Genomic DNA, 20577 nt, shown 5'->3' with positions numbered 1-20577 from the left:
CTGACATTTGCCGATAATTACTATTTCTTGGGGCTTTGCTATACCTAGGTATGTAATTTCTTTACCTAGGGGTGGCGATGCGTGCACGTGGATCCAGGGCGATCCTCGGTTTCTCTATGGCGGTAGCCGTACTGGCGGGATGCGGGCCGCTGGACGCGCAGGACATCGGAGTCGATCACCTCGCCAAGAGCGCGTCGCCGAAGGCGACGTCGAAGTCCGGCGGAGGCGGGCGCGGGGCCAGCCCGCTGGAGAACCCCGACGGGACCAGGCCGGGACTCGCGCCGATCACGGCGGCCAAGGAGAAGGCGAAGGCCCGCGAGCTCATCGAGAAGGTCCCCACCAAGAAGCGCGGGACGAAGACCGGCTACGACCGGGACAAGTTCGGGTACGCGTGGGCCGACAGCGTGGACGACGTCCCCTTCGGGCGCAACGGCTGCGACACCCGCAACGACCTGCTCCGGCGGGACGGCCAGAAGCTGAAATACCGCGATGGATCGACCTGCATCCTCGTCTCCATGACCCTGGACGACCCGTACACCGGCAAGACCATCGAATGGCGCAAGGAGAAGGCCGCCGAGATCCAGATCGACCACGTCATGCCGCTCTCCTACGACTGGCAGATGGGCGCGTCCCGGTGGAGCGACGCCAAGCGGAAGCAGATCGCCAACGATCCGCTCAACCTGCTGCCCGTGGACGGGCCGATGAACTCCTCCAAGAGCGACTCGGGCCCCGCCGACTGGCTTCCGCCGGTCAACGAGATCCGCTGCTCGTACGCCGTCCGGTTCGCCCAGGTCGCGCTGAAGTACGAGCTCCCGGTGACCGAGGAGGACAAGTCGACCATGCTGGAGCAGTGCGCCTGACCTTCCGCCAGGCGTGGTCCGGTGGTCATGCCGGTGCGCCTGGCCTCTTCGCGAACCGGTTCGGCTGGTCATGCCGGTGCGCGTGACCCCTTCGCGAACCGGGGTCAGGTCGTCACGCCGGTGCGCCTGTCCCAGAACGCGACGAGGACCCGCCCTTATGGCCTGGGAGAGCGGGTCCTCGTGAACCGGCGGCGGAGGCGGAAGATCAGCCGCAGCCGGCGTGCGGGTCGTCGACCCGGGGTGCCTTGTCGTCGACGGAGATCGTCAGCTGGGCCGTTGAGGCGACCAGGCTGCCGAGCGGCGCCTTGGCCTCCTTCTCGTCCACCACGATGCCCCGCTCACCCAGGAGTTCGTAGGTCTCCGGGTTGAAGATGATGTCCTCACGGATGCCGAGCGACTCACGCCCTACGCCGATGCCCTTGCGTCCCGCCGCGTCCTCGGCGTCCTCGGTCACGGTGACGCCGGGAATCGTCGCCGCGGCCTTGAACAGCGCGGCGCGCTGCTCGGCGGGTAGGTAGGTCTCCCGGAGCAGGTCGCCGACGGCGGTCCACGCCCCGGCGTCCGGCGAATTGTCCCCGTTATCCCTGGCGTAGAGGTGGGCGCGCATCCCTTCGGCGTCGCCCGGCAGTTTCTTCAGCGAGGTGTACGCGGTTTCCGACACGTTCCCGCAGACCGGCAGCCTGTTCCATTCGGTGCCCTGCTCGTCGTAGGCCTCCTTCGGGATCGGCCAGCCAGGGTATGCCCGGGGCTCCAGGTATTCGATCTTCAGGGCGCCGTCCCTCGTGCCGTCGGCCGAGAGCCAGATCGTCCGCTTGGAGCGGTAGAGGTAGCGGCTCTCCTCGATCGACTCGCCGGTCTTGACGTTCGCGCCCATCCGTATCGCGCCGTACATCGTCTGCGATGTGACCCTGATGAACTGGTCGTCACCCGGCCGCAGGTCGGTCACCGCTCGGGCGGCCCGGCCCAGCACCTCCTCCGCAGACATCTTCGCGATCCTCGGCAGCGTGATCGCGGCCCGCTCGCCGGTGCCCGCGCTCGCCGTTCCCACGGCGACCGTCGGCGCGTCGTCGGCGCCCGCACCGGGGAAGAGCGTGGCGACCGCGACGACGCTCGCCGCCGCGACCGCGAGGGCCCCCACGAGCGCGATGCCGTACGGCCTGCGCCTGGGTGGGGCGGAGGCGGTCAGGGTACGCCGGGCCGCCAGCTTGGCCCCCTCGGAGTACGGAGTCACTTCCGGCCGGGCCTGCTTGATCATGTCGATTTCGTCGTTCACGCGGCGGGCTCCTCGGAGAGGTGGAGATGGCGGCGGAGCTTCGCCCTGATCCGGTGCAACCGGGAGCGGACCGTGCCGATGGGGATCTTGAGGGCTTCGGCCGTCTCTTCGTACGTGAGATCGGCCCAGGCGACGAGCAGGAGCAGATCCCGCTCGGCCGCGGACAGCCGCGCCAGGGCGGCGGCGAGCGCGGGGCGCATGGCGGCGGCACTCGCACGCTCGGCGCTGCGCTCCTCCTCGTGGAGTTCCGCGCCGGACGCGTCCGCGCCGCCCGCGGCCCTGGCGAAAGACTTGAGCCTGCGCACCTCGGACCTGCGATGACCGGAGATCAGCTTGCCCGCGATGCCGTACAGCCACGGCCGGGCGTCCGGCCGGGTCAGGTCGTATCTGTGCCGCTTGCGGAAGGCGATGAGGAACGTCTCCGCCGTCACGTCGTCGGCCTGGCCGAGCTCGGGGCCGAGACGGCGCGCGACGTAGGCGTGGATCTCGTCGGAATGCCGGTCGAACACCCCGGCGAACTCCTCCGGCCGGTCCAGCGATGCGCGGATCAGCCCGGCGTCGCTGGGCCCGCTCGGCTCCGCCTCGGAGGTGGTGAACAGGCCCCAGGGATGTGGAGCCGCTGAACTCACCACCCGTCGTGTCCGTCCACGGAGGATCTCAGGGGGCTCGGGGAACTCGGGGCCTTCGGGGAACCCGAAGGGCGCGAGAGGGTCGGGGGAGGGCCCCCAGCTTCGGTCGGCATGAGAAGGATCGATCCTTCCATAGGGCTAAGTGGGCGCCCGCGCGCCCCTCACCCCTACCTCCGCCGGACGCCCGGATCGAGTTCCACGTCTGTTCTCCCTTTTTTGGGGCGGACGCCGACTGGGCTCGGCAGCCCCCGCTTTCCGCCCGCGCCGCGCGTCCCGGTCACCCCGCGCCTTCAGCGGGCGTAGCCCTGCCCCGGTCGCCCTCGTCTTCAGCATGCGCGGCGCGTCCCGGTCACCCCGCGCCTTCAGCGCGGGCCGCGCGTGCCCCGGCCGTCTCCGGCGGCCGATCCGCTCATCGGATCAGGAACCCGTTGTGGTCCCTGGCGATCCCGCCGGCCCGCTCGGCGATCGCCAAGGCCGCCCGGCGGGCCGTCCCGACGAGATCGGGACCCTGGACGCCGTCGTCCACGCAGATCTCGTACGTCACCTCGCCGTCGTCCTCCTCCACCAGGATCTCGATCGGGCTTCGCTCGCTGGTCAGCATGGTGATCACCGGATTCACCGACGTGGCGGTCAGGCCGGGGAGCTCATCGGCCAGCAGCTCGACCAACTCGGCGACCGGAACGCGTCGCCCGCCGGTGACGTCAGCCAGATCGGCGGGCGAGTCGGGCGCGTGAGGATGGACCTGGCCGTTCAACCGCTCCGCCAGGCCCGCCGCGACCGCCATGGGCCGGTCGTACTCCCCGCCCTCCTCGTCGTCGATGTTCGCCGCGACGTAGGCGACCTGCCATCCGGCCGGGATGCCCGCCTTGGCCGCCAACTCGGGCGTCATCGTGATCGGGCCGCGCAGCCATACGTTGTCGCTGACCTTCAGGCCGTCGCCGTACGGCCTGGCCCCCGGACCGTGCAGCCGTACGGTGTTCAGCACCGCCTCGGTGTCGGGGACGTAGGGAAGGAGAAGCGTCGGTCCCTTGCGAAGCCGCCGGACCAGGAAGAAATTAGAAAACAGTCCCATGCGGCCCAGTCTCGACCGCACGACTTGGGGGCGGCTTGTACGCGACCTGAGCGGCTCGCACGCGAAGATCCCAAGGAACTCCGAAGCCCCGCAGCTCCGAAGCCCCGCAGCTCCGAAGCCCCGCAGTTTCGGGGCCGCCGAGCGGAGCGAGCGGGTAAGGCGCGACTCCCTAGCGACGAGGAAAGCCGCCGTCTCCAAGGCGTCCGACCGGCAGCGCCGAAGGCGTCGTAGGAAGCAGCGCCTACGGCCTGGCCCCGCGAACCTCGATCGAGGCGAGCAGGTCGGCGCTGGCCCGCGTGATCGCCTCGACGGCCTGCTCGAAAGCGGCCGCGTTGTGGGCGGCGGGAGCGCGGAACCCCGAGATCTTCCTGACGTACTGCAGCGCGGCGGCCCGGATGTCGTCGTCGGTCACCTCGTCGGCGAACGGAGGGCGCAGGGTCTTGATGCTTCGGCACATGCCCCCCATCCTCCTCGGTCGCGGGTCGGGTGCGCGGGTCAGGCGCCGAACACGGACGCCCCGAAGTCGTCCGCGACCGCGCGCAGGGACGCGGCGAGCTCCTCACGGTCATGCGCGTCGATCCGCTCAGCCGGGCCGGACACCGACATCGCCGCCAGCACTCGGCCGCCGGCGCGGACCGGCACAGCCAAACAGTGCACGCCGTTCTCCTCCTCGCCCAGGTCCAGGGCGTAACCCCGGTCGCGGACCCGGCCGATCTCTGCCAGCAGGTCGTCCGTCGTGGTGATCGTCCGGTCGGTACGGCGCGGCAGGCCGGTCCGGTCGAGTATGGCCGCCGCGTCCGGACGGTCGGCGAGCAGCACCTTGCCCACGGCCGTGCTGTGCGGGAGCACCCGCCGCCCCACCTCGGCGAACATCCGCAACCTGCGCGGCGACGGCACCTGGGCGACGTACACCACGAAATCGCCCTCCAGCACCGCCATGTTCGCGGTCTCGCCCGACAACTCGACCATCTTGGCGAGGTAGGGCTCCGCCCACGTGCCCACCATCCGCTCGGCCGCTCCGCCGATGCGTACCAAGGCACCGCCCAGGGCGTACCTGCGGTCGCTCTCCTGCCGGACGTAACCGCGCGCGAGCAGCGTTTGGAGCAGCCGGTGGATCGTGCCGTACGGCAGGCCCGTCCTGGCCGCGATCTCCGACAACCCGGCCTCGCCGCCATGATCGGCCAGTGCCTCCAGCACGTCGAGCGCCCGATCGACGCTCTGCACGCTCATGTCGTCTCCTCGCCTGGCGGCTCGGAGTCGCATTCGCGAAACGCGCTGTGCTTACTGATTCGCTCGCTTCGCTCGTTCATGTCGTCTCCTCGCCTGGCGGCTCGGAGTCGGGTCGTGTCGAGGACGAGCAATGAGCACCCGCGCGAAACGCGATTCGCTCGATCATGCGCGTCCCAGCGCACGGGCGCCGAGCCCGCGCAGGCTGGCATCGAGCACTTCGGCGGTGTGCGCCACCCTCATCTCGCCCTTCCCCGACCTCCGTACGGCGGCCGCGATCTGCATGGAACAGCCGGGGTTCGCGGACACCAGCACCTCGGCGCCGGTCGCCATGACATGCCCGGCCTTGCGGTCGCCCAGTTCGCGGGCGGGTCCCGGCTGGAACAGGTTATAGGTCCCCGCCGACCCGCAGCAGATGGCGGACTCCGAGATCTCCCGGAGCTCCAGGCCGGGGATCCCGCGCAGCAGTTCCCTCGGTTGGGACCGCACCCCCTGAGCGTGGGCCAGATGGCACGCGTCATGGTAGGCCACGGAAACCGGCAACGGATGGCGCCGCGCGACCGGGCCCAGCTCGACCAGGTACTCGGCGAGGTCGCGCACGCGCAGCGCCTCGGCCCGCTCCGCCCATTCCGGCTCGTCCCTGAGCACCTCGGCGTACTCCTTCATGCTCGACCCGCAGCCGGCGACGTTCACCACGACCGTGTCGACCCCGGCCCGCTCGAACATCGCGATCGTGCGCTTGGCGAACCGGCGGGCGTCCCGGCCCGAATGCAGGGACAGCGCTCCGCAGCATCCCTGGCGCGGCGGGATCACCACGTCGCAGCCCTCCATCGCGAGCACGCGCGCCGTCGCCGCGTTGACCCGGGGGAAGAACTGGCTCTGCACGCATCCGGTGAGCATCCCCACGGTGGCTCTGCGTCGGCCCAGGGCGTGTACGCGCGGCGGCAGCCGTACCGGCCGGGCGGGTGGGGGAACGAGCTCGGCCATGGCGCCGAGGGACGGGTGGACCCGGTCGAGGAACGGCCGCATCCGCGTCGCCAGGCGCATCGGCAGGCGCATCGCCCGCAGCCGCCGCCGGTAGGGGAACAACGCGAAGACCAGCCCCCTGATCGCGCGGTCCTCGGGAGCGCGTACGTGCTCCCGCTCCACCACGGCGCGGGTCTCCTCGATGAGCCGGTCGTACCGCACGCCCGACGGGCAGGCCGTCACGCAGGCCATGCAGCCGAGGCAGGCGTCGAAGTGGCCCGCCATCTCATCGGTGACCGGCGTCCCCTCGACGTGCTGCGCCATGAGATGGATCCGGCCGCGGGGCGAGTCCATCTCCTCTCCCCACAGGAGGTACGTCGGACAGGTGGGCAGGCAGAACCCGCAGTGCACGCAATCCTTGATCAGCTCGGGGTCCACATCAGATCCCTCCCACGAATCGGCCGGGAGACATCCGGCGTTCAGGGTCGAAACGGTCCTTGACCCGGCGCATGAGCGTGAGCCCTCCGACGTGCCCCCACCGGTCCACCCGCCGCGCGACCTCCTCGGGCGCGGTGAGCACGACGACCCGTCCCGCGTCCTCGCATTCGGCGCGGAGCGCGCCGACGAACGCCGCGGCCGCGGCCGGCTCGGTTCCCGGCGGGAGGGCGACATGGAGCACCCCCGAGGCCAGGGACCCGCGTACGGCCGGGCGCGTGCCCGTCGTCGCGGCGGTGGAGAAGGGGCCGACGAACGTTCCGGGAAGCCGGGAGGCCACGTTCCTGAACTCCAGCAGGACGCCCTCGTCGCCCGCCCGGTCAGCGGGACCGGGGAGTCCGGGGAGTCCGGGGAGCCGTCCCCACCATTCCGGGGGCTCGTCCGCCACCTGCGCCTTCTCTCCCATCATGTCCTGTACGGCCCGCGCGCGCTCGGCGGCGGCCGCCCCCTCGACCAGGACCGCGATCACGCAGGGGCCGTTCACGTCCGGCCAGTCGACCTCGATCGCGCTCGGCTCCGCCTGGGACTCGGCGACGGCCGGGACGATCACGCGGATCTCGTCGGCCACGTCGACGGACGCGGTGTCGAAGGCGACGCCCTTCTCGTCCTCCCGCGTGCCCTGCGTCTCCGTCACGGGCCGGTCGAAGGTGGCGGTCACCCACGCCCGTGCCGTGGGGAGGGGATGGAGCCGGAACGTGGCGTCGGCGATCACTCCGAGCGTGCCGTACGAGCCGGTGAACAGCTTGCCCAGGTCGTAGCCCGCGACGTTCTTGACGACCTTGCCGCCCGCCTTGGCGATCGTGCCGTCCGCGAGGACGACGGTGATCCCGATGATCAGATCGCGCGCGGTGCCGTACCGGAACCTGCGGGGACCGGCGATCCCGGTGGCGAGCAGGCCGCCGACCGTGCCGCCCTCCAGCGGGACGTCGATGGCGAGTTCCTGCCCCTTCGCGGCGAGCGCCCGTGCCAGCGCGTCCAGCGGCACCCCGGCCTGGACGCGGACCACCAGGTCACCCGCCTCGTGCTCCAGGATCTCGTTCAGGCAGCAGGTGTCGATCAGTACGTCGCACCGCTCCGGGGGGTGGCCCCAGTGCAGTTTCGTCCCGGCGCCGGTCGTGACGACGGCGAGGTCGTGCGCGGACGTCACCCGCATGAGGGCGGCGATCTCCTCGGTGGCCTCGGGCAGGGCGACCCATCGCGGCCGGACCCCCGCGACCGAGTCGTCCGGGCCCGCGGGCCGGATCGCCACGCCCGTGTCGGTGAGCGCTGCGGTGAGCACCTCTTCCGCGCCGGCGTCGTCGTTCATCAGAACTGCTCCGCCCGGCCGGACTCGACCAAGGGGTGGACGCCCTTGCGCACGCCCGGCACCTCGCCGCACAACCTCGGTGTCGGGAAGACCTTGCCCGGGTTGGACAGGCCGCGCGGATCGAAGGCGCAGCGGACGAGTTGCATCGTGTCCAGGTCTTCCTCTGTGAACATCTTCGGCATATATCGGGATTTATCGACGCCCACGCCGTGCTCGCCGGTGATCGATCCGCCGTGCTCGATGCACAGGTCGAGGATCCGCCCGCTGACCGCCTCGGCGCGCTCGCCCTGACCGGGGACCGCGTCGTCGAACAGGACCAGCGGGTGCAGGTTGCCGTCCCCCGCGTGGAAGACGTTGGCCACACGGATGCCGTACTCCTCCTGGAGGCGGTCGATTCCGGCCAGCACCTCCGGCAGCGCCGTGCGGGGGACCACGCCGTCCTGCACGATGTACGCCGGGCTGATCCGGCCCACGGCCGCGAAGGCGGACTTGCGCCCCTTCCAGATGGCGGCCCGCTCCTCGGCGGACGCCGCGACCCTGATCTCGAACGCGCCGCTCTCCCGGCAGATCCGCTCCACCTCGGCGAACTGGTGCCCCACCTCGGCGTGCGGCCCGTCCAGCTCCACGATGAGTACGGCTCCCGCGCCCTGGGGGTATGCGCAGTTGACGGCGGCCTCGGCCGCCTCGATGGCCAGCGCGTCCATCATCTCGATGGCCGCCGGGACGATGCCCGCCGCGATGATCGCGGATACGGCCTGGCCGCCGGCCTCGATGCCCGTGAACGCCGCGAGCAGGGTGGTGACCGCCTCCGGCATCCGCGAGAGCCGTACGGTGATCTTGGTGGCGATGCCGAGGGTGCCCTCCGAGCCGATGAACGCGCCCAGCAGGTCGTAGCCGGGGTCATCGGCCGACAGCTCCACGATCTCCCCGTCGGGAGTGACGATCTCCAGTCCGAGGATGTGGTTGACCGTGAACCCGTACTTCAGGCAGTGGGCGCCGCCCGAGTTCTCCGCGACGTTGCCGCCTATCGAGCAGATCTGCTGGCTGGAGGGGTCGGGCGCGTAGTAGTACCCCTGGTCGCGGACCGCCTCGGTGATCGCCAGGTTGGTGACTCCCGGCTCGACCACCGCGCGCCGGTTCTGCAGGTCGATCTCCAGAATGCGCCGCATCCGGGACGTGACGATCAGGACGCCGTCGGTCCTGGGGAGTGCGCCGCCGGACAGGCCGGTCCCCGACCCCCGTGCCACGAACGGCACGCCGTACTCATCGCACAGCCGGACCACGGCCGCGATCTGCTCGGCGGTGTCGGGAAGGACGACGATCCCCGGCGTCGCCCGGTGGTAGGTCAGCCCGTCGCAGTCGTACGTCCGCAGCCGCACGGGGTCGGTGATCACCGCGTCGGCCGGCAGCAGTTCCCCGAACAGACCAGCCAATCGGGTAAGAACCGCATCAGTCATAAGCCCATCCCATCACCGCGAAAGCGGACATCGCTAGGGAGTGTCTGACAAATGCTGCCCCGTGCGAGTGCGGATCCGGGCCGTGCGCAGCAGGGCTTGATTTGTCAGACACGACCTGGCGTCGACAGTCCCGAACATTCACGCGCGACCTGGAGCCGGCCCCTCGGCGCGGGGACCGGCTCCGGATCACGACCCGTTCAGGTCACGCCGTTCAGGCCCACGGCAGGTCCACCACAGGTCCACCACAGGTCCACGGCACTCGGGTCCACGGTCCGGGTCAGGGCATGCGGGCGTACGCGGGGAGGGTGAGGAACTCGGCGAAGTCGTCGTCAAGGGCGACCTCCTTGAACAGGGCGGTGGCCTCGGCGTACAGCTTGTCGTCGTATCCGGGCTCGGCCGCGATCTTGTCCAGCTCCTCGCCGATGATCCGTTCGACGAGTTCGCGCGTCACGGGCGTGCCCGTGTCGGCGAGCTCGATGTCGTTGTGGATCCACTGCCAGATCTGAGAGCGGGAGATCTCGGCGGTCGCCGCGTCCTCCATCAGGTTGTGGATCGCGACCGCGCCGAGCCCGCCCACCCAGGCCGCGAGGTACCGCAGGGCGACGTCCACGTTGTTCCGCAGACCCGCCTCGGTGATCTCTCCGGGGGTCTTGGAGACCGACAGCAGGTCCTCGGCGGTGACCCGGACGTCCTCGCGCAGCCGGTCGAGCTGGTTGGGGCGGTCGCCGAGCACGCCGTCGAAGACCTCGCGGCAGACCGGCACCAGGTCGGGGTGGGCGACCCAGGACCCGTCGAAGCCGTCACCGGACTCGCGGGTCTTGTCGGCGCGCACCTTCTCCAGTGCCACCTTGTTGACCTCGGGGTCGCGGCGGGAGGGGATGAACGCGGCCATGCCGCCGATGGCGTGCGCCCCGCGCTTGTGGCAGGTGCGGACGAGCAGCTCGGTGTAGGCGCGCATGAACGGCGCGGTCATCGTGACGGCGTTGCGCTCGGGGAGCAGGAACTCCCGGCCCCGGGTGCGGAACTTCTTGATGACGCTGAACAGGTAGTCCCACCGGCCCGCGTTCAGGCCCGCGGAGTGCTCGCGCAGCTCGTAGAGGATCTCCTCCATCTCGAACGCGGCCGGGTAGGTCTCGATCAGCACGGTGGCCCGGATCGTCCCGCGCGGGATGCCCCGGAGCTCCTGGGCCCGGACGAACACGTCGTTCCAGAGCCTGGCCTCCAGATGCGACTCCATCTTGGGCAGGTAGAAGTACGGTCCCCGTCCCTTGGCGATCTGCCGCTCGGCGCAGTGGAAGAAGTAGAGGCCGAAGTCGAGCAGCGAGGCCGACATCTCCTCTCCGTCCACCAGGACGTGCTTCTCGGGCAGGTGCCAGCCGCGCGGACGGACCACGACGGTGGCGAGCTCCTCGTCCGGTCGCAGCGCGTACGTCTTGCCGCCGGTCTCGAAGTCGATGGTGCGGTCGAGGGCGGCCCGGAGGTTGAGCTGCCCGCTGACGGTGTTCTCCCAGGTCGGGGAGTTGGCGTCCTCGAAGTCGGCGAGCCACACCTTGGCCCCCGAGTTCAGCGCGTTGATCGTCATCTTCCGGTCGACGGGCCCGGTGATCTCCACCCGGCGGTCCTCCAGGCCGGGGGCCGGGGGCGCGACCCGCCAGTCCGACTCGCGGACGTCCCTGGTCTCGGGGAGGAAGTCGAGCGAGGCGCCGGCCGAGAGATCCGCCTGGCGTGTCTGGCGCGCGGCGAGCAGTTCCAGCCTGCGCGCGTTGAACTCCCGCTGCAGGGTAGCCACGAAGTCGAGGGCCTCGGGGGTGAGGATCTCGTCGAACCTGTCCAGCAGCGGACCCCTGATCTCAACGCCTGCCATCGGGCTTCCTTTCCACGATGCGGAAACAAAGTTCTGAATTGTGGAATCGACGGTACTCTGCGGGCGTGAGCATGGTCAATGTCGGGGGTGCCCTCAGGGGTGTGCAGGGGGATTCCCGGATGGGCGCGAGCCGTACGGCACAGCAAAATCGGGGGCATGAGAAGGAAGAACATCGCGGTACTCGGCATCGCGCTCGGTCTCGGCCTCACCCTCTCGGCCTGCGACCTGAGGTTCGGTGCCTGGAAGGAGCGCGAGACCCTGACCTACGACGTGACCGACAAGGTCGCGGCGCTGGTCGTGCGGGCCGGAGTCGGTGACGTGACGGTGAACGGGTCCGACGCGTCGGGCATCCAGGTCGCAGAGACGCTGGAGTGGACAGGGGACAAGCCCCACGACGGCCACAAGGTGAACGGCGACACCCTGACCCTTGCCTACGACTGCAACAACTGCGCGATCCACTACCGCGTCGACGTGCCGCGCGGGCTGGACGTGAAGGTCGAGTCCGGCACGGGCGACATCACGGTCCGCTCGCTGACCGGCCCGGTCCGGCTCACCACCGGCACCGGCGACGTGGACACGAGCGGGCTCGGCGGCAAGCAGGTGTCGGCGGAGACCGGTACGGGCGACGTGAAGCTGAAGTTCGCCTCCGCACCCGACAGGGTGGACGTGGAGACGGGTACGGGCGACGCCACGATGTGGATCCCCGCGGAGAGCTACAAGCTCACCGCGGACACCGGGCTGGGGGACAAGGAGATCGGCATCGTCTCGGACCCCTCCGCGTCACGGTCGATCACCATCACGACCGGCATCGGCGACATCAAGGTGCTCAAGCCCTGACATGTGCCCGTACGGGCGGGACAAGGCCGGTGATCAGGGGGTTCGTTCCGGCAGGTCCGGCCGTGGACGCGGCCGGACCCGAGCCGGAGGATCGTCAGGCCAGGACCGGGTGGTTGCTGCGGAAGACGCCCTGAGGGTCACGGTCGCGCTTTACCTCCCGCAGCCTGGCCAGCACGTCGCCGGTGAACGCGGACGCCGCGCTCTCCTCGTGAGCCAGGAACGTGAACGGCTTGCGCCCGCTCGTGTACGGCGTCAACGCCCGCGCGATCGACGCCTGCCGGTCCCGGATGGCCCCCGCCGCGTCCGGGGTGACGAGCACGCCCAACATCCCGAGCAGGTACGGCTCCTCGATGTGGCCGCAGGCGCCGCCGTTCTCCGCCGGCCGGGCCAGCGCTCCCCCGAGGTGGCGTAGCTGCACGCAGGCCAGCGGAGCGACCGTGCCCGGACCCGACGACGCCAGTAGCGCCGCGGCCGCGGCGTCGTCGAGCGCGGTCAGCAGTTCGCCCCGGAACAGGGAGGGCGTCGGCATCGTCGGCTCGGCGCAGATGTCGGCGAGGTTCGCCACCTCCATCCGGTCCCGGGTGTCGAAGATCGCGCCGGGGATGGCGTCGAACTCGCGCAGCAGAGCCCGTCCCTCCTCCGGGTCACCGAGGAAGGCCACGTCGACGGTCACCGCCGACAGACCGCGCAACGGCTCGGGCAGCTCCGGCAGCGGCGGGAACTGCAGCAGCTGGAACCACACGCTCAGCTCGTCAGGAGCCTTCGCGGTGACGGAGCGGAACGCCGCCAGCACCTCCTGGGCCCGCATCGCCGGCCACAGGATGCGTCCGCCGTACAGGCACGGAGCCGGGTGCAGATCGATCTCCATGGCGGTCACCAGTGCGAAGTCGCCGCCCCCGCCGCGCAGCGCCCAGAACAGGTCCGGATCGGAGGCCGCCGTCACCCGGCCGCGGTCGCCGTGGGAGTCCACCACGTCGAAGGCGCGGACGCTGTCGGCGGCGAAACCGTATCGGCGGCCGAACCAGCTCAGGCCGCCGCCCAGGGTGAATCCGGTCGCGCTCACGACCGCGGTGCTGCCCGCCAGCCCGGTGAGTCCGTGCTTGCCGGCCGCTGACAGCACGTCGCCCCAGGTGGCGCCGGCCTCGACGCGCGCGGTCCGCCGGTCGAGGTCGACCTCCACGCTCCGTAGCTTCCCGGTCCTGAGAAGGATCGTGCCCTCGAAGCCCGCGGGAGCGTGGCCGTACGGCTGGGTGGCGACACCGACCCCGGCGAGCCGGGCGACGGCCACGACGGCCGCGGCGTCCGCGGCGTCCTCCGCCTCCACCACAGCGAGCACCTTCTGGTCGATCGCCGGGTCCCACGCGGTACGCGCGGAGTCGAAGCCCTCGTCACCTCTGACCAGGACCGAGCCGCGTACAGCGCGGCGCAGGTCGTGCCCCAGGCCGTTCATGTCATCCATGTCGTTCATGACCTTTCTCGTGGAGTTTCTTCCGCCGGGATCGAGAATGGGTCAGAGCGTTTGACGTCCTACTGTCTCCGGCTTACGGGTTCCGTAAGCCGCCTCCAAGTGGAGCGTTCCGATCTTTCCGATGAGGCTCTACGCTTGCGTGGCCGATTAGATGGGAAAGTCATGGGTTCGTTGTTCTTCCGGCTTTTCGGGCCCTTTGAGGTGATCTCCGGAGATGGCGAATCGCTGGATCTGGGGTCGCGGAAACAGCGGGCGGTCCTCGCCCTGCTCGCGCTCGAACCCGGGCGGATCGTCTCACTCGACCGGTTGATCGACGAGGTCTGGGCGGACGAGGCGCCATCGAGTGCCACGGGTGCGCTCCAGGCCTACATCTCGCACCTGCGCCGCGTCCTCGAACCGCACCGCGCGCCGCGCACGCCGCCCACCGTGCTGCTGACCCGCGAACCGGGCTACCTGCTGGCCCTGGCTCCGCGCCAGGTCGATCTGTCGTGCTTCACCTCCTGGGCGGAGGAGGGCCGCCGCGCCCTCGCCGAGCGGCGGTACGGCCCGGCACTCGAGGCGCTGGACCGGGCGCTCGGCATGTGGCGGGACGAGCCGCTGGCGGAGTTCGCGAGCCAGGAGTTCGCCAAGCCGGTGATCGCCCGGCTCACCGAGCTGCGGGCCCTGGCCGCGGAGGACAGGTTCGAGGCCAGGCTCGCCCTGGGGGACAGCGGGTCGTGCGTCGCCGACCTCGAACGCATGGTGGAGGCCCATCCGTACCGGGAACGATCGTGGGGGCTCCTCGTGCTGGCCCTCTACCGCGCGGGACGGCAGGCGGACGCCCTGGCGGCGCTTCGCCGGGTCCGCGCCCTGCTCGCCCGTGAGCTGGGAGTCGACCCCGGGCCGGATCTGCGGCGGCTCGAACAGGCGGTGTTCGACCAGTCCGCGCTTCTGGAGGCGCCGAAGGAGCAGGCCAGGATCGTGGCCGCCGAGCCGAAGGCGTACGAGCCGAAGGCGTACGAGCCGAAATCCGAACCCCTCATCGCGCGGGCGAGCCAGCTGGGCCGCATCGCCGACAGACTCGGCCACGTACGGCGCGGCCGGGGCGGGGTCATGCTGGTGACCGGAGAGGCGGGGATCGGCAAGACGCGCCTCGCCCAGATCGCCGCAGAAGAGGCCGAGGCGCGGGGGATATCCGTCGTCTGGGGGCGTTGCGTGGAGGGACACGGGACGCTGCCGTTCTGGCCGTGGCTCCAGGCGCTACGCGCGCTGGGCGAGCGGGGCGCGCAGGCCGTCCGGCTCCTCGCGGGAGAGGGGGCGGACGGTTCCGCCGACCCGGGCGCGGCCCTCCTCGAACTGTACGAGCGGGCGCTCTCGGCGCTGACCGCCGCGGACGGACCCACCCTCGTCGTGCTGGACGACCTGCACGCGGCGGACGCGTCTTCACTGCGGCTGCTCGGCCACATGGCGAACAGCCTGAGCCGAGAGTCGGTACTCGTCCTGGCCACCCTGCGGCCCGAGCCCGGCCTGGACCCGGAACAGCTGAGCGAGACTCTCGCGGCGCTGGCCCGTGAGCCGGGGACCGAGCGCATGTCGCTTCCCCCGTTCACGCAGGAGGACGTCCAGGCGTTCCTGGAAAGGCGGGACCTGACCGACCCCGCGTTCGCGCGGGTCCTCTTCCGGCGCACCAGCGGCAACCCGTTCTATCTCGGGGAGCTGCTCCGGCTCCTGGGCAGTGAGCATCGGCTCGACACGGCGTCGCTCGGGGTGCCGGAAAGCGTACGCGAGGTGATCGGCCGGAGGGTCGCCAGGCTGCCGGACAAGACACGGGAGTTGCTTCGGTCCGCCGCCGTCCTCGGCCGCGACGTCGGCCTCGACGTGCTGGAGGTGTTCACCGGAGTCCCCGCCGAGGAGGTTATGTCGCGGCTCGAACCGGCCGTGGCCACCGGGCTGCTGGTCGAGACCCGTGACGGAATCGACTACCGCTTCTCGCACGCGCTGGTCGGCGACGCCCTCTACGCCGGGCTGGGTCACCTGGAGAAGGCCCGCCTTCACCTGCGGGCCGGTGAGGCGCTCGAGTCGCTGCCGGGTGGGGGCGGTGCGGCGCGCCTGCCGATCCTCGCCCACCACTTCGCCATGGCCGCGCGGATCGGCGGAGCCGACAGGGCGGTGGACTACGCCGCCAGGGCCGCGCGACAGGCCACCGCGCAGCGCGCCTACGTCGAGGCGGTCGAGCTCTGGGAGAAGGCGCTGCTGGCGCTCGGGCAGGGTGACCCGGGCAGGAAGTGCCGCCTGCTCGTCGAGCTGGCCCGCGCGCGACGGGACATCGGGGACACCGTCCGCGCCCGCTCCGCCATCGAGGAGGCCATCGAGCTGGCGGCGGGTCAGGGGGACCGCGTGACGCTGGTGGAGGCCGTGACCGTGTTCGGCACGCTCAGTGTCTGGAACTGGCGGCCGTACGGCATGGTCGACGACCGGGCGATCGCCCTGCTCGAAGACCTCCTGGCGGGCCCGCTGGACGACGCCCATCGGGCCGCGCTGCTCGGCACGCTCGGCATCGAGCTGAACTACGGGCCACGACGGGCCGAGGGCGAGGCGATGGCGGCGGAGGCTGTGGAGATCGCCCGGAGGGTGGGGAATCCGCCGTTGCTCCTCCAGGTACTCAACAACTACCTGATCGCGGCCTGGGTGCCGGCGCGCGAGCACGAGCGGCGCCGGGCCGTCGAGGAGATGCTCGCGGTGCCCCGCCTCCCGGCCCCCGCCGAGCTCGTGGCCAGGGTGCACCGGCTGCACTGCCTGTTCAGGATGGGAGACCTGGACGAGTGGGACCGGGACCTGGCGCGCGCCGAACGCCTGCTGCGGGAGGTCAGGAGCTCCGAGCTGACCGCGATGGTGAGAGTGGCGCAGGCCGCGCGGCTGACCCTGGAGGGCCGGTGGAGCGAGGCCGAGCACATGACGGACGAACTGGACAAGATCTTCGGCGACAGCACCATGTGGGGGCTGAGCTACGTACGGCTGTCGATTCTCTACACCTGCCGCCGGGGGCAGGGCAGGGTCGCCGAGATCGTGGATGAGCTGGTCGCCGGGGCGGCGGAGCCGTACATGCAGCCGCTGCGCCCGATGGCCGTGCTCGCGGCCCTCGACGTGGGGGACCGGACGCTGGCCAGGAGCCTGATCGCGCGCTGGGGTACCCCGGTCCCCGAGGACTGGTCCGGGGAGTTCGCCGCCGTCATCTGGTCGTACGTGACGGCCGAGCTCGGTGTCCCCGACCCGGCGTCGCTGTACGGGCTGCTGCTGCCGTACGCGGACCGGCTGGCGGTGAACGGCAGCGGAACCGCGGGGTGGGGGTCGATCCATCAGGCGCTGGCCAGGCTGGCGGTGGCGACGGGCGACCGGCACTCGGCCCTGCGCCACGCCCGCCTGGCAGCGGAGGTCCACGACCGGTTGGGACTGGAGCACTGGTCGAGCGAGAGCCGGCGACTCCTCGCTGACCTGGGCGGACAACCTGACCTGGGCGGATAAGGGGGTGCGTGACCGGCGGCGGGCGTGTCACCATCGTGGGGAAGACACCAGGGGTGTCTACGTGTTGGTCTAGTAGAGATGACATATATGCGCAACGAGCCCGAAGACCTCGCCGTCGGCGATTACGAACTTGAAGAGCGCCAAGCGCTCCGGCGCGTGGCGGGTCTGTCGACAGAGCTCGAAGACATCACCGAAGTCGAATACCGCCAGCTGCGGCTCGAGCGGGTCGTCCTGGTGGGCGTGTGGACCGGCGGCACCATCGTCGACGCGGAGAACTCGCTCCAGGAGCTGAAGCTTCTCGCCGAGACCGCCGGATCCGATGTTCTCGAGGGGCTGATCCAGCGCCGTGACCGGCCGGACCCCGCGACCTACATCGGTTCGGGCAAGGCGGTCGAGCTGCGCGACATCGTGGCGGCGTCCGGCGCCGACACCGTGATCTGCGACGGCGAGCTCACCCCCGGCCAGCTGCGGCAGCTGGAGGAGATCGTCAAGGTCAAGGTCATCGACCGGACCGCCCTGATCCTGGACATCTTCGCCCAGCACGCCAAGAGCCGAGAGGGCAAGGCCCAGGTCGAGCTCGCCCAGCTCCAATACCTTCTGCCCCGCCTGCGAGGCTGGGGTGGCAACCTGTCCCGTCAGGTCGGCGGTCGCGCCGCGGGCGGCGTCGGCATCGGCGGCCGCGGCCCCGGTGAGACCAAGATCGAGCTGGACAGGCGGCGGATCCGCGAGCGGATGGCCAAGCTGCGCAGGCAGATCAAGGAGATGTCGACCGCGCGGGAGACCAAGCGCTCCCGGCGGAGCAGCCGCCAGGTCCCGGCCGTGGCGATCGCGGGTTACACCAACGCCGGCAAGTCGTCGCTGCTCAACCGGCTCACCGGCGCCGGCGTGCTGGTCGAGGACGCGCTGTTCGCGACCCTGGACCCGACGGTGCGCAAGGCGCGCACGCCCGAGGGCCGGTTGTTCACGCTGGCGGACACGGTCGGATTCGTCCGGCACCTGCCGCACCAGCTGGTCGAGGCGTTCCGCTCGACGCTGGAGGAGGTCGCGGAGGCCGACCTGATCCTGCATGTGGTGGACGGCTCGCATCCCGACCCCGAGTCCCAGCTCGCCGCGGTCCGCGAGGTCCTGTCCGAGATCGACGGCGCCTTGGACGTGCCCGAGGTCGTGGTCGTCAACAAGGCCGACGCGGCGGATCCCGTCGTGCTCGCCCGGCTGACCATGAAGGAACGGCACAGCGTCGTCGTCTCCGCCCGGACCGGCTCCGGCATGCGCGACCTCATGGCGCTGATCGAGCGTGAACTGCCGCGGCTCGACCACGAAGTCCGCGTGCTGGTGCCGTACGAGCGGGGCGACCTGGTCGCGCGGGCGCACGAGGAGGGCGAGGTGCTCTCCCTGGAGCACACCGGCGAGGGCACCATCCTGCACGCTCGCGTCCTCGGCGACCTGTACGCCGAGCTCGACCGGGTGGCCAAGCCGGTCGAGACGGTCTGATCTCGGCACCGGCCCCTTCATCGCGGGCGTCGCCGCCCGCACCGACAACCCCTTATCGCGGGCGTCGCCGCCCGCACCGACAACCCCTTATCGCGGGCGTCGCCGCCCGCACCGACGGGCACTGATCGCAGTCGTCGCTCCCCGCACCATCCTCGGGATGAATGCGGGGAGTGACCGTTTCCGGGGCCGCTATCGTTTTCTGCTGCCGCCACGGGACGCACTCCAGTCACAGTCTCGACATTTCGTGACTTATTGGATATTTGGCGTTAAAGCAGGACTTAAAGGGCGAAAAACCGAAATGCTAGCCCATTCCCGTTGACCTTGCTATCATTTGGCAAGCCTTACGAGAGATACTGCGCGGGTAACATGGTGACACCGTTGAGTGCTGTTACGCGTGGGGGACCAGCGTGATCGCCGTCTCTGAGCTGCGGAGACGGGGCCGGATGTGACGGGGATACGGCGTGGCCATCCCGAGGCCACAGAGGCGAACCGGCGTTCTTCTCAATACCCCTGTACAGCAAGCCGACCTGTGAAATAACGTAACTGGACTGAAATCGCCTGGGATCTCGATCCTGGCGGTAGGGTCCATCGCACGCAGTGCGCGATGAGGCAGGAGACCCCCGATGACCTCCGGACACCGAGTGGACCCGGCGGGCGGATCGCCCGCGAGCGGTGACTGCTCGCTGTCCCCGGCCTCAAAGCAGGTGGTCGGATGACCGTTCGCCTCCTGACCAACATCGGCCGGCTCTGGACCGGCCATGACGTGTGCAGCAACGCCGCCATCCTGGTGCACGGCGACCGCATCGCCTGGGTTGGCCGTGCCGCGGACCTTCCGCAGAGCGTCCCCGGCGTCGTCGACGACATCGTCGACGTCGACCATGTCGAGAACCTCGGCGGTGCGCTCGTCACCCCGGGACTGATCGACGCGCACACCCATCCCGTCTACGCCGGGAACCGGTACGCCGAGATGGCGATGCGGTCCGGCGGCTCGACGCCCTCCGCTATCACGGCGGCGGGCGGCGGCATCCTCTCGACGATCACCGTCACGCGCGGCACCGACCCCTGGACGCTCTGCAACGGCGTCCGCGAGCGGCTGCGCGAGTGGCTCCTGGGCGGCACCACCACCGTCGAGGCCAAGACGGGATACCACCTCACCCGCGACGGCGAGCTGGCCGACGTGCGGCTGCTCCGCGAGCTCGAGAAAGAGCCGATGATGCCGCGGGTGCACGTCACGTTCCTGGCCGCCCACGTCGTCCCACCGGAATACTTCGGCCGCCAGCGGGACTACGTCGAGGCGGCCGCCGCATGGTGCGCCGACGCGGCGGCGGCCGGGGCCGACAGCGTCGACGTCTACTGCGACGAGGGACACTTCGGCACCGACGAGGCCCGCTGGGTCCTCGCCTCCGGGCGCAACGTCGGGCTCATGCCCCGCATCCACGCCGGCTCGTACAGCAGGCGCGGCGCGGTCCAGCTCGCGGCCGAGATGGGCTGCGCCTCGGCCGACATCCTGCATCACACCGCGGACGAGGACATCGCGCTGATGGCGCGGTACGGCGTGCCCGCCGTGGTGTGCCCCGGCACCGCACTCCAGCACGGCCAGCTCCCCGCGGTGCGGCGGATGCTCGCCCAGGGCGTCCCGATCGCGCTCGGCAGCGACCACAACCCCGGCCATTGCGGCATCACCTCGATGTCGCTCGTGATCAGCCTCGCGGTGGCCGCGTTCGGGATGAGCGTGGGCGACGCGTTGCGTGCCGCGACGCTCGGCGGCGCGCAGGTCCTTGGCGCACCGGATCGCGGGGTCCTCGCGCCGGGGCGGCTCGCCGACATCGTCCAGTGGGACGCCGACCACGAGGGCGCCTTCGCCTGGTCGTTCGGACTCAAGCCGCGCAGGGTGTGGCGCGGCGGCACTCCCGTCCAGTGACCCGAGGCCCTCGCCCGCCGTTCCCGCTCTGAGCCGCGCCGACGTGCGGCGGAGTGGCCGCGGTGTGCTCGGGCCCGCGTGCCACGGTGTGCACCGACCAACCGGGCGCCGTCCGTTCCTCCAGGCGCTTTCTGGAGACCGCCGCCTTCGGGGCAGGGGCGGGAAGCACTCCCGGAAGCGCGATGCGCGAGGGGGAGTCGTCTGGTTCCA

15 protein-coding genes are annotated in these 20577 nt (G+C 70.8%); 5 read left to right on the top strand and 10 right to left on the bottom strand.

Going from position 1 to position 20577, the window contains the following annotated elements; translation table 11 throughout:
- The first annotated feature begins 116 nt into the window (after positions 1–116).
- A complete protein-coding gene (locus AB0I59_RS12035) occupies positions 117–860 on the top strand; it encodes an HNH endonuclease family protein (RefSeq protein WP_358132278.1) in 744 nt (247 codons plus the stop codon).
- A gap of 205 nt (positions 861–1065) precedes the next feature.
- Here the strand turns inward: AB0I59_RS12035 and AB0I59_RS12030 are convergent, their stop codons facing one another.
- The 9 genes from AB0I59_RS12030 to aceB form a co-directional block, all read right to left on the bottom strand.
- Complete coding sequence (locus AB0I59_RS12030) at positions 1066–2133, bottom strand: CU044_5270 family protein (protein WP_358132276.1); 1068 nt, start codon at positions 2131–2133, stop codon at positions 1066–1068.
- A complete protein-coding gene (locus AB0I59_RS12025) occupies positions 2130–2765 on the bottom strand; it encodes an RNA polymerase sigma factor (protein WP_358132274.1) in 636 nt (211 codons plus the stop codon). The genes AB0I59_RS12030 and AB0I59_RS12025 overlap by 4 nt, the downstream gene beginning before the upstream one ends.
- A gap of 406 nt (positions 2766–3171) precedes the next feature.
- Complete coding sequence (locus tag AB0I59_RS12020; protein ID WP_061257591.1) at positions 3172–3834, bottom strand: hypothetical protein; 663 nt, start codon at positions 3832–3834, stop codon at positions 3172–3174.
- 241 nt (positions 3835–4075) lie between these two features.
- Positions 4076–4291: a DUF2277 domain-containing protein gene (locus tag AB0I59_RS12015; RefSeq protein ID WP_061257590.1), complete on the bottom strand. Its 216-nt coding sequence runs from the start codon at positions 4289–4291 to the stop codon at positions 4076–4078.
- Positions 4292–4329: 38 nt separating this feature from the next.
- Positions 4330–5064 (bottom strand): IclR family transcriptional regulator, encoded by a 735-nt coding sequence (locus AB0I59_RS12010; protein WP_358132271.1) that lies wholly within the window; start codon positions 5062–5064, stop codon positions 4330–4332.
- Positions 5065–5226: 162 nt separating this feature from the next.
- The gene (locus AB0I59_RS12005) at positions 5227–6465 is read right to left on the bottom strand and encodes a (Fe-S)-binding protein (protein ID WP_358132269.1); all 1239 of its coding nucleotides are present in this window, start codon (positions 6463–6465) and stop codon (positions 5227–5229) included.
- 1 nt (position 6466) lies between these two features.
- Positions 6467–7828 (bottom strand): FAD-binding oxidoreductase, encoded by a 1362-nt coding sequence (locus tag AB0I59_RS12000; protein ID WP_061257587.1) that lies wholly within the window; start codon positions 7826–7828, stop codon positions 6467–6469.
- Positions 7828–9285 (bottom strand): FAD-linked oxidase C-terminal domain-containing protein, encoded by a 1458-nt coding sequence (locus AB0I59_RS11995; protein ID WP_358132267.1) that lies wholly within the window; start codon positions 9283–9285, stop codon positions 7828–7830. Before AB0I59_RS11995 ends, AB0I59_RS12000 begins: the two co-directional genes overlap by 1 nt.
- A 277-nt stretch (positions 9286–9562) precedes the next feature.
- The gene (aceB, locus tag AB0I59_RS11990; RefSeq protein ID WP_358132265.1) at positions 9563–11149 is read right to left on the bottom strand and encodes a malate synthase A; all 1587 of its coding nucleotides are present in this window, start codon (positions 11147–11149) and stop codon (positions 9563–9565) included.
- Positions 11150–11305: 156 nt separating this feature from the next.
- Here aceB and AB0I59_RS11985 point away from each other — a divergent pair, with 156 nt between their 5' ends.
- On the top strand, positions 11306–11986 hold the full coding sequence (locus AB0I59_RS11985; RefSeq protein ID WP_061257584.1) for a DUF4097 family beta strand repeat-containing protein: 681 nt from the start codon (positions 11306–11308) through the stop codon (positions 11984–11986).
- A 94-nt stretch (positions 11987–12080) separates the two neighbouring features.
- Here AB0I59_RS11985 and AB0I59_RS11980 read toward each other — a convergent pair whose 3' ends face one another.
- Entirely contained in the window at positions 12081–13454 is a 1374-nt protein-coding gene (locus tag AB0I59_RS11980; RefSeq protein ID WP_358132263.1) for an FAD-binding oxidoreductase, read from the bottom strand.
- A 162-nt stretch (positions 13455–13616) separates the two neighbouring features.
- Here AB0I59_RS11980 and AB0I59_RS11975 point away from each other — a divergent pair, with 162 nt between their 5' ends.
- The 3 genes from AB0I59_RS11975 to hutI all read left to right on the top strand — a co-directional run bounded on the left by AB0I59_RS11975 (position 13617) and on the right by hutI (position 20367).
- Positions 13617–16955, top strand: a complete 3339-nt coding sequence (locus tag AB0I59_RS11975) for an ATP-binding protein (protein WP_358132261.1) — start codon at positions 13617–13619, stop codon at positions 16953–16955.
- An 87-nt stretch (positions 16956–17042) separates the two neighbouring features.
- Complete coding sequence (hflX, locus tag AB0I59_RS11970; protein ID WP_228638307.1) at positions 17043–18446, top strand: GTPase HflX; 1404 nt, start codon at positions 17043–17045, stop codon at positions 18444–18446.
- 712 nt (positions 18447–19158) lie between these two features.
- On the top strand, positions 19159–20367 hold the full coding sequence (gene hutI / locus AB0I59_RS11965) for an imidazolonepropionase (RefSeq protein ID WP_061257581.1): 1209 nt from the start codon (positions 19159–19161) through the stop codon (positions 20365–20367).
- Positions 20368–20577: the final 210 nt, after the last annotated feature.

The organism is Microtetraspora glauca, from assembly GCF_040656155.1.
In the GTDB taxonomy this organism is placed as follows: Bacteria; Actinomycetota; Actinomycetes; order Streptosporangiales; family Streptosporangiaceae; genus Microtetraspora; species Microtetraspora glauca.
The sequence above is the reverse complement of the archived record's forward strand: the minus strand, read 5'-3'. Positions and strand labels throughout refer to the sequence as shown.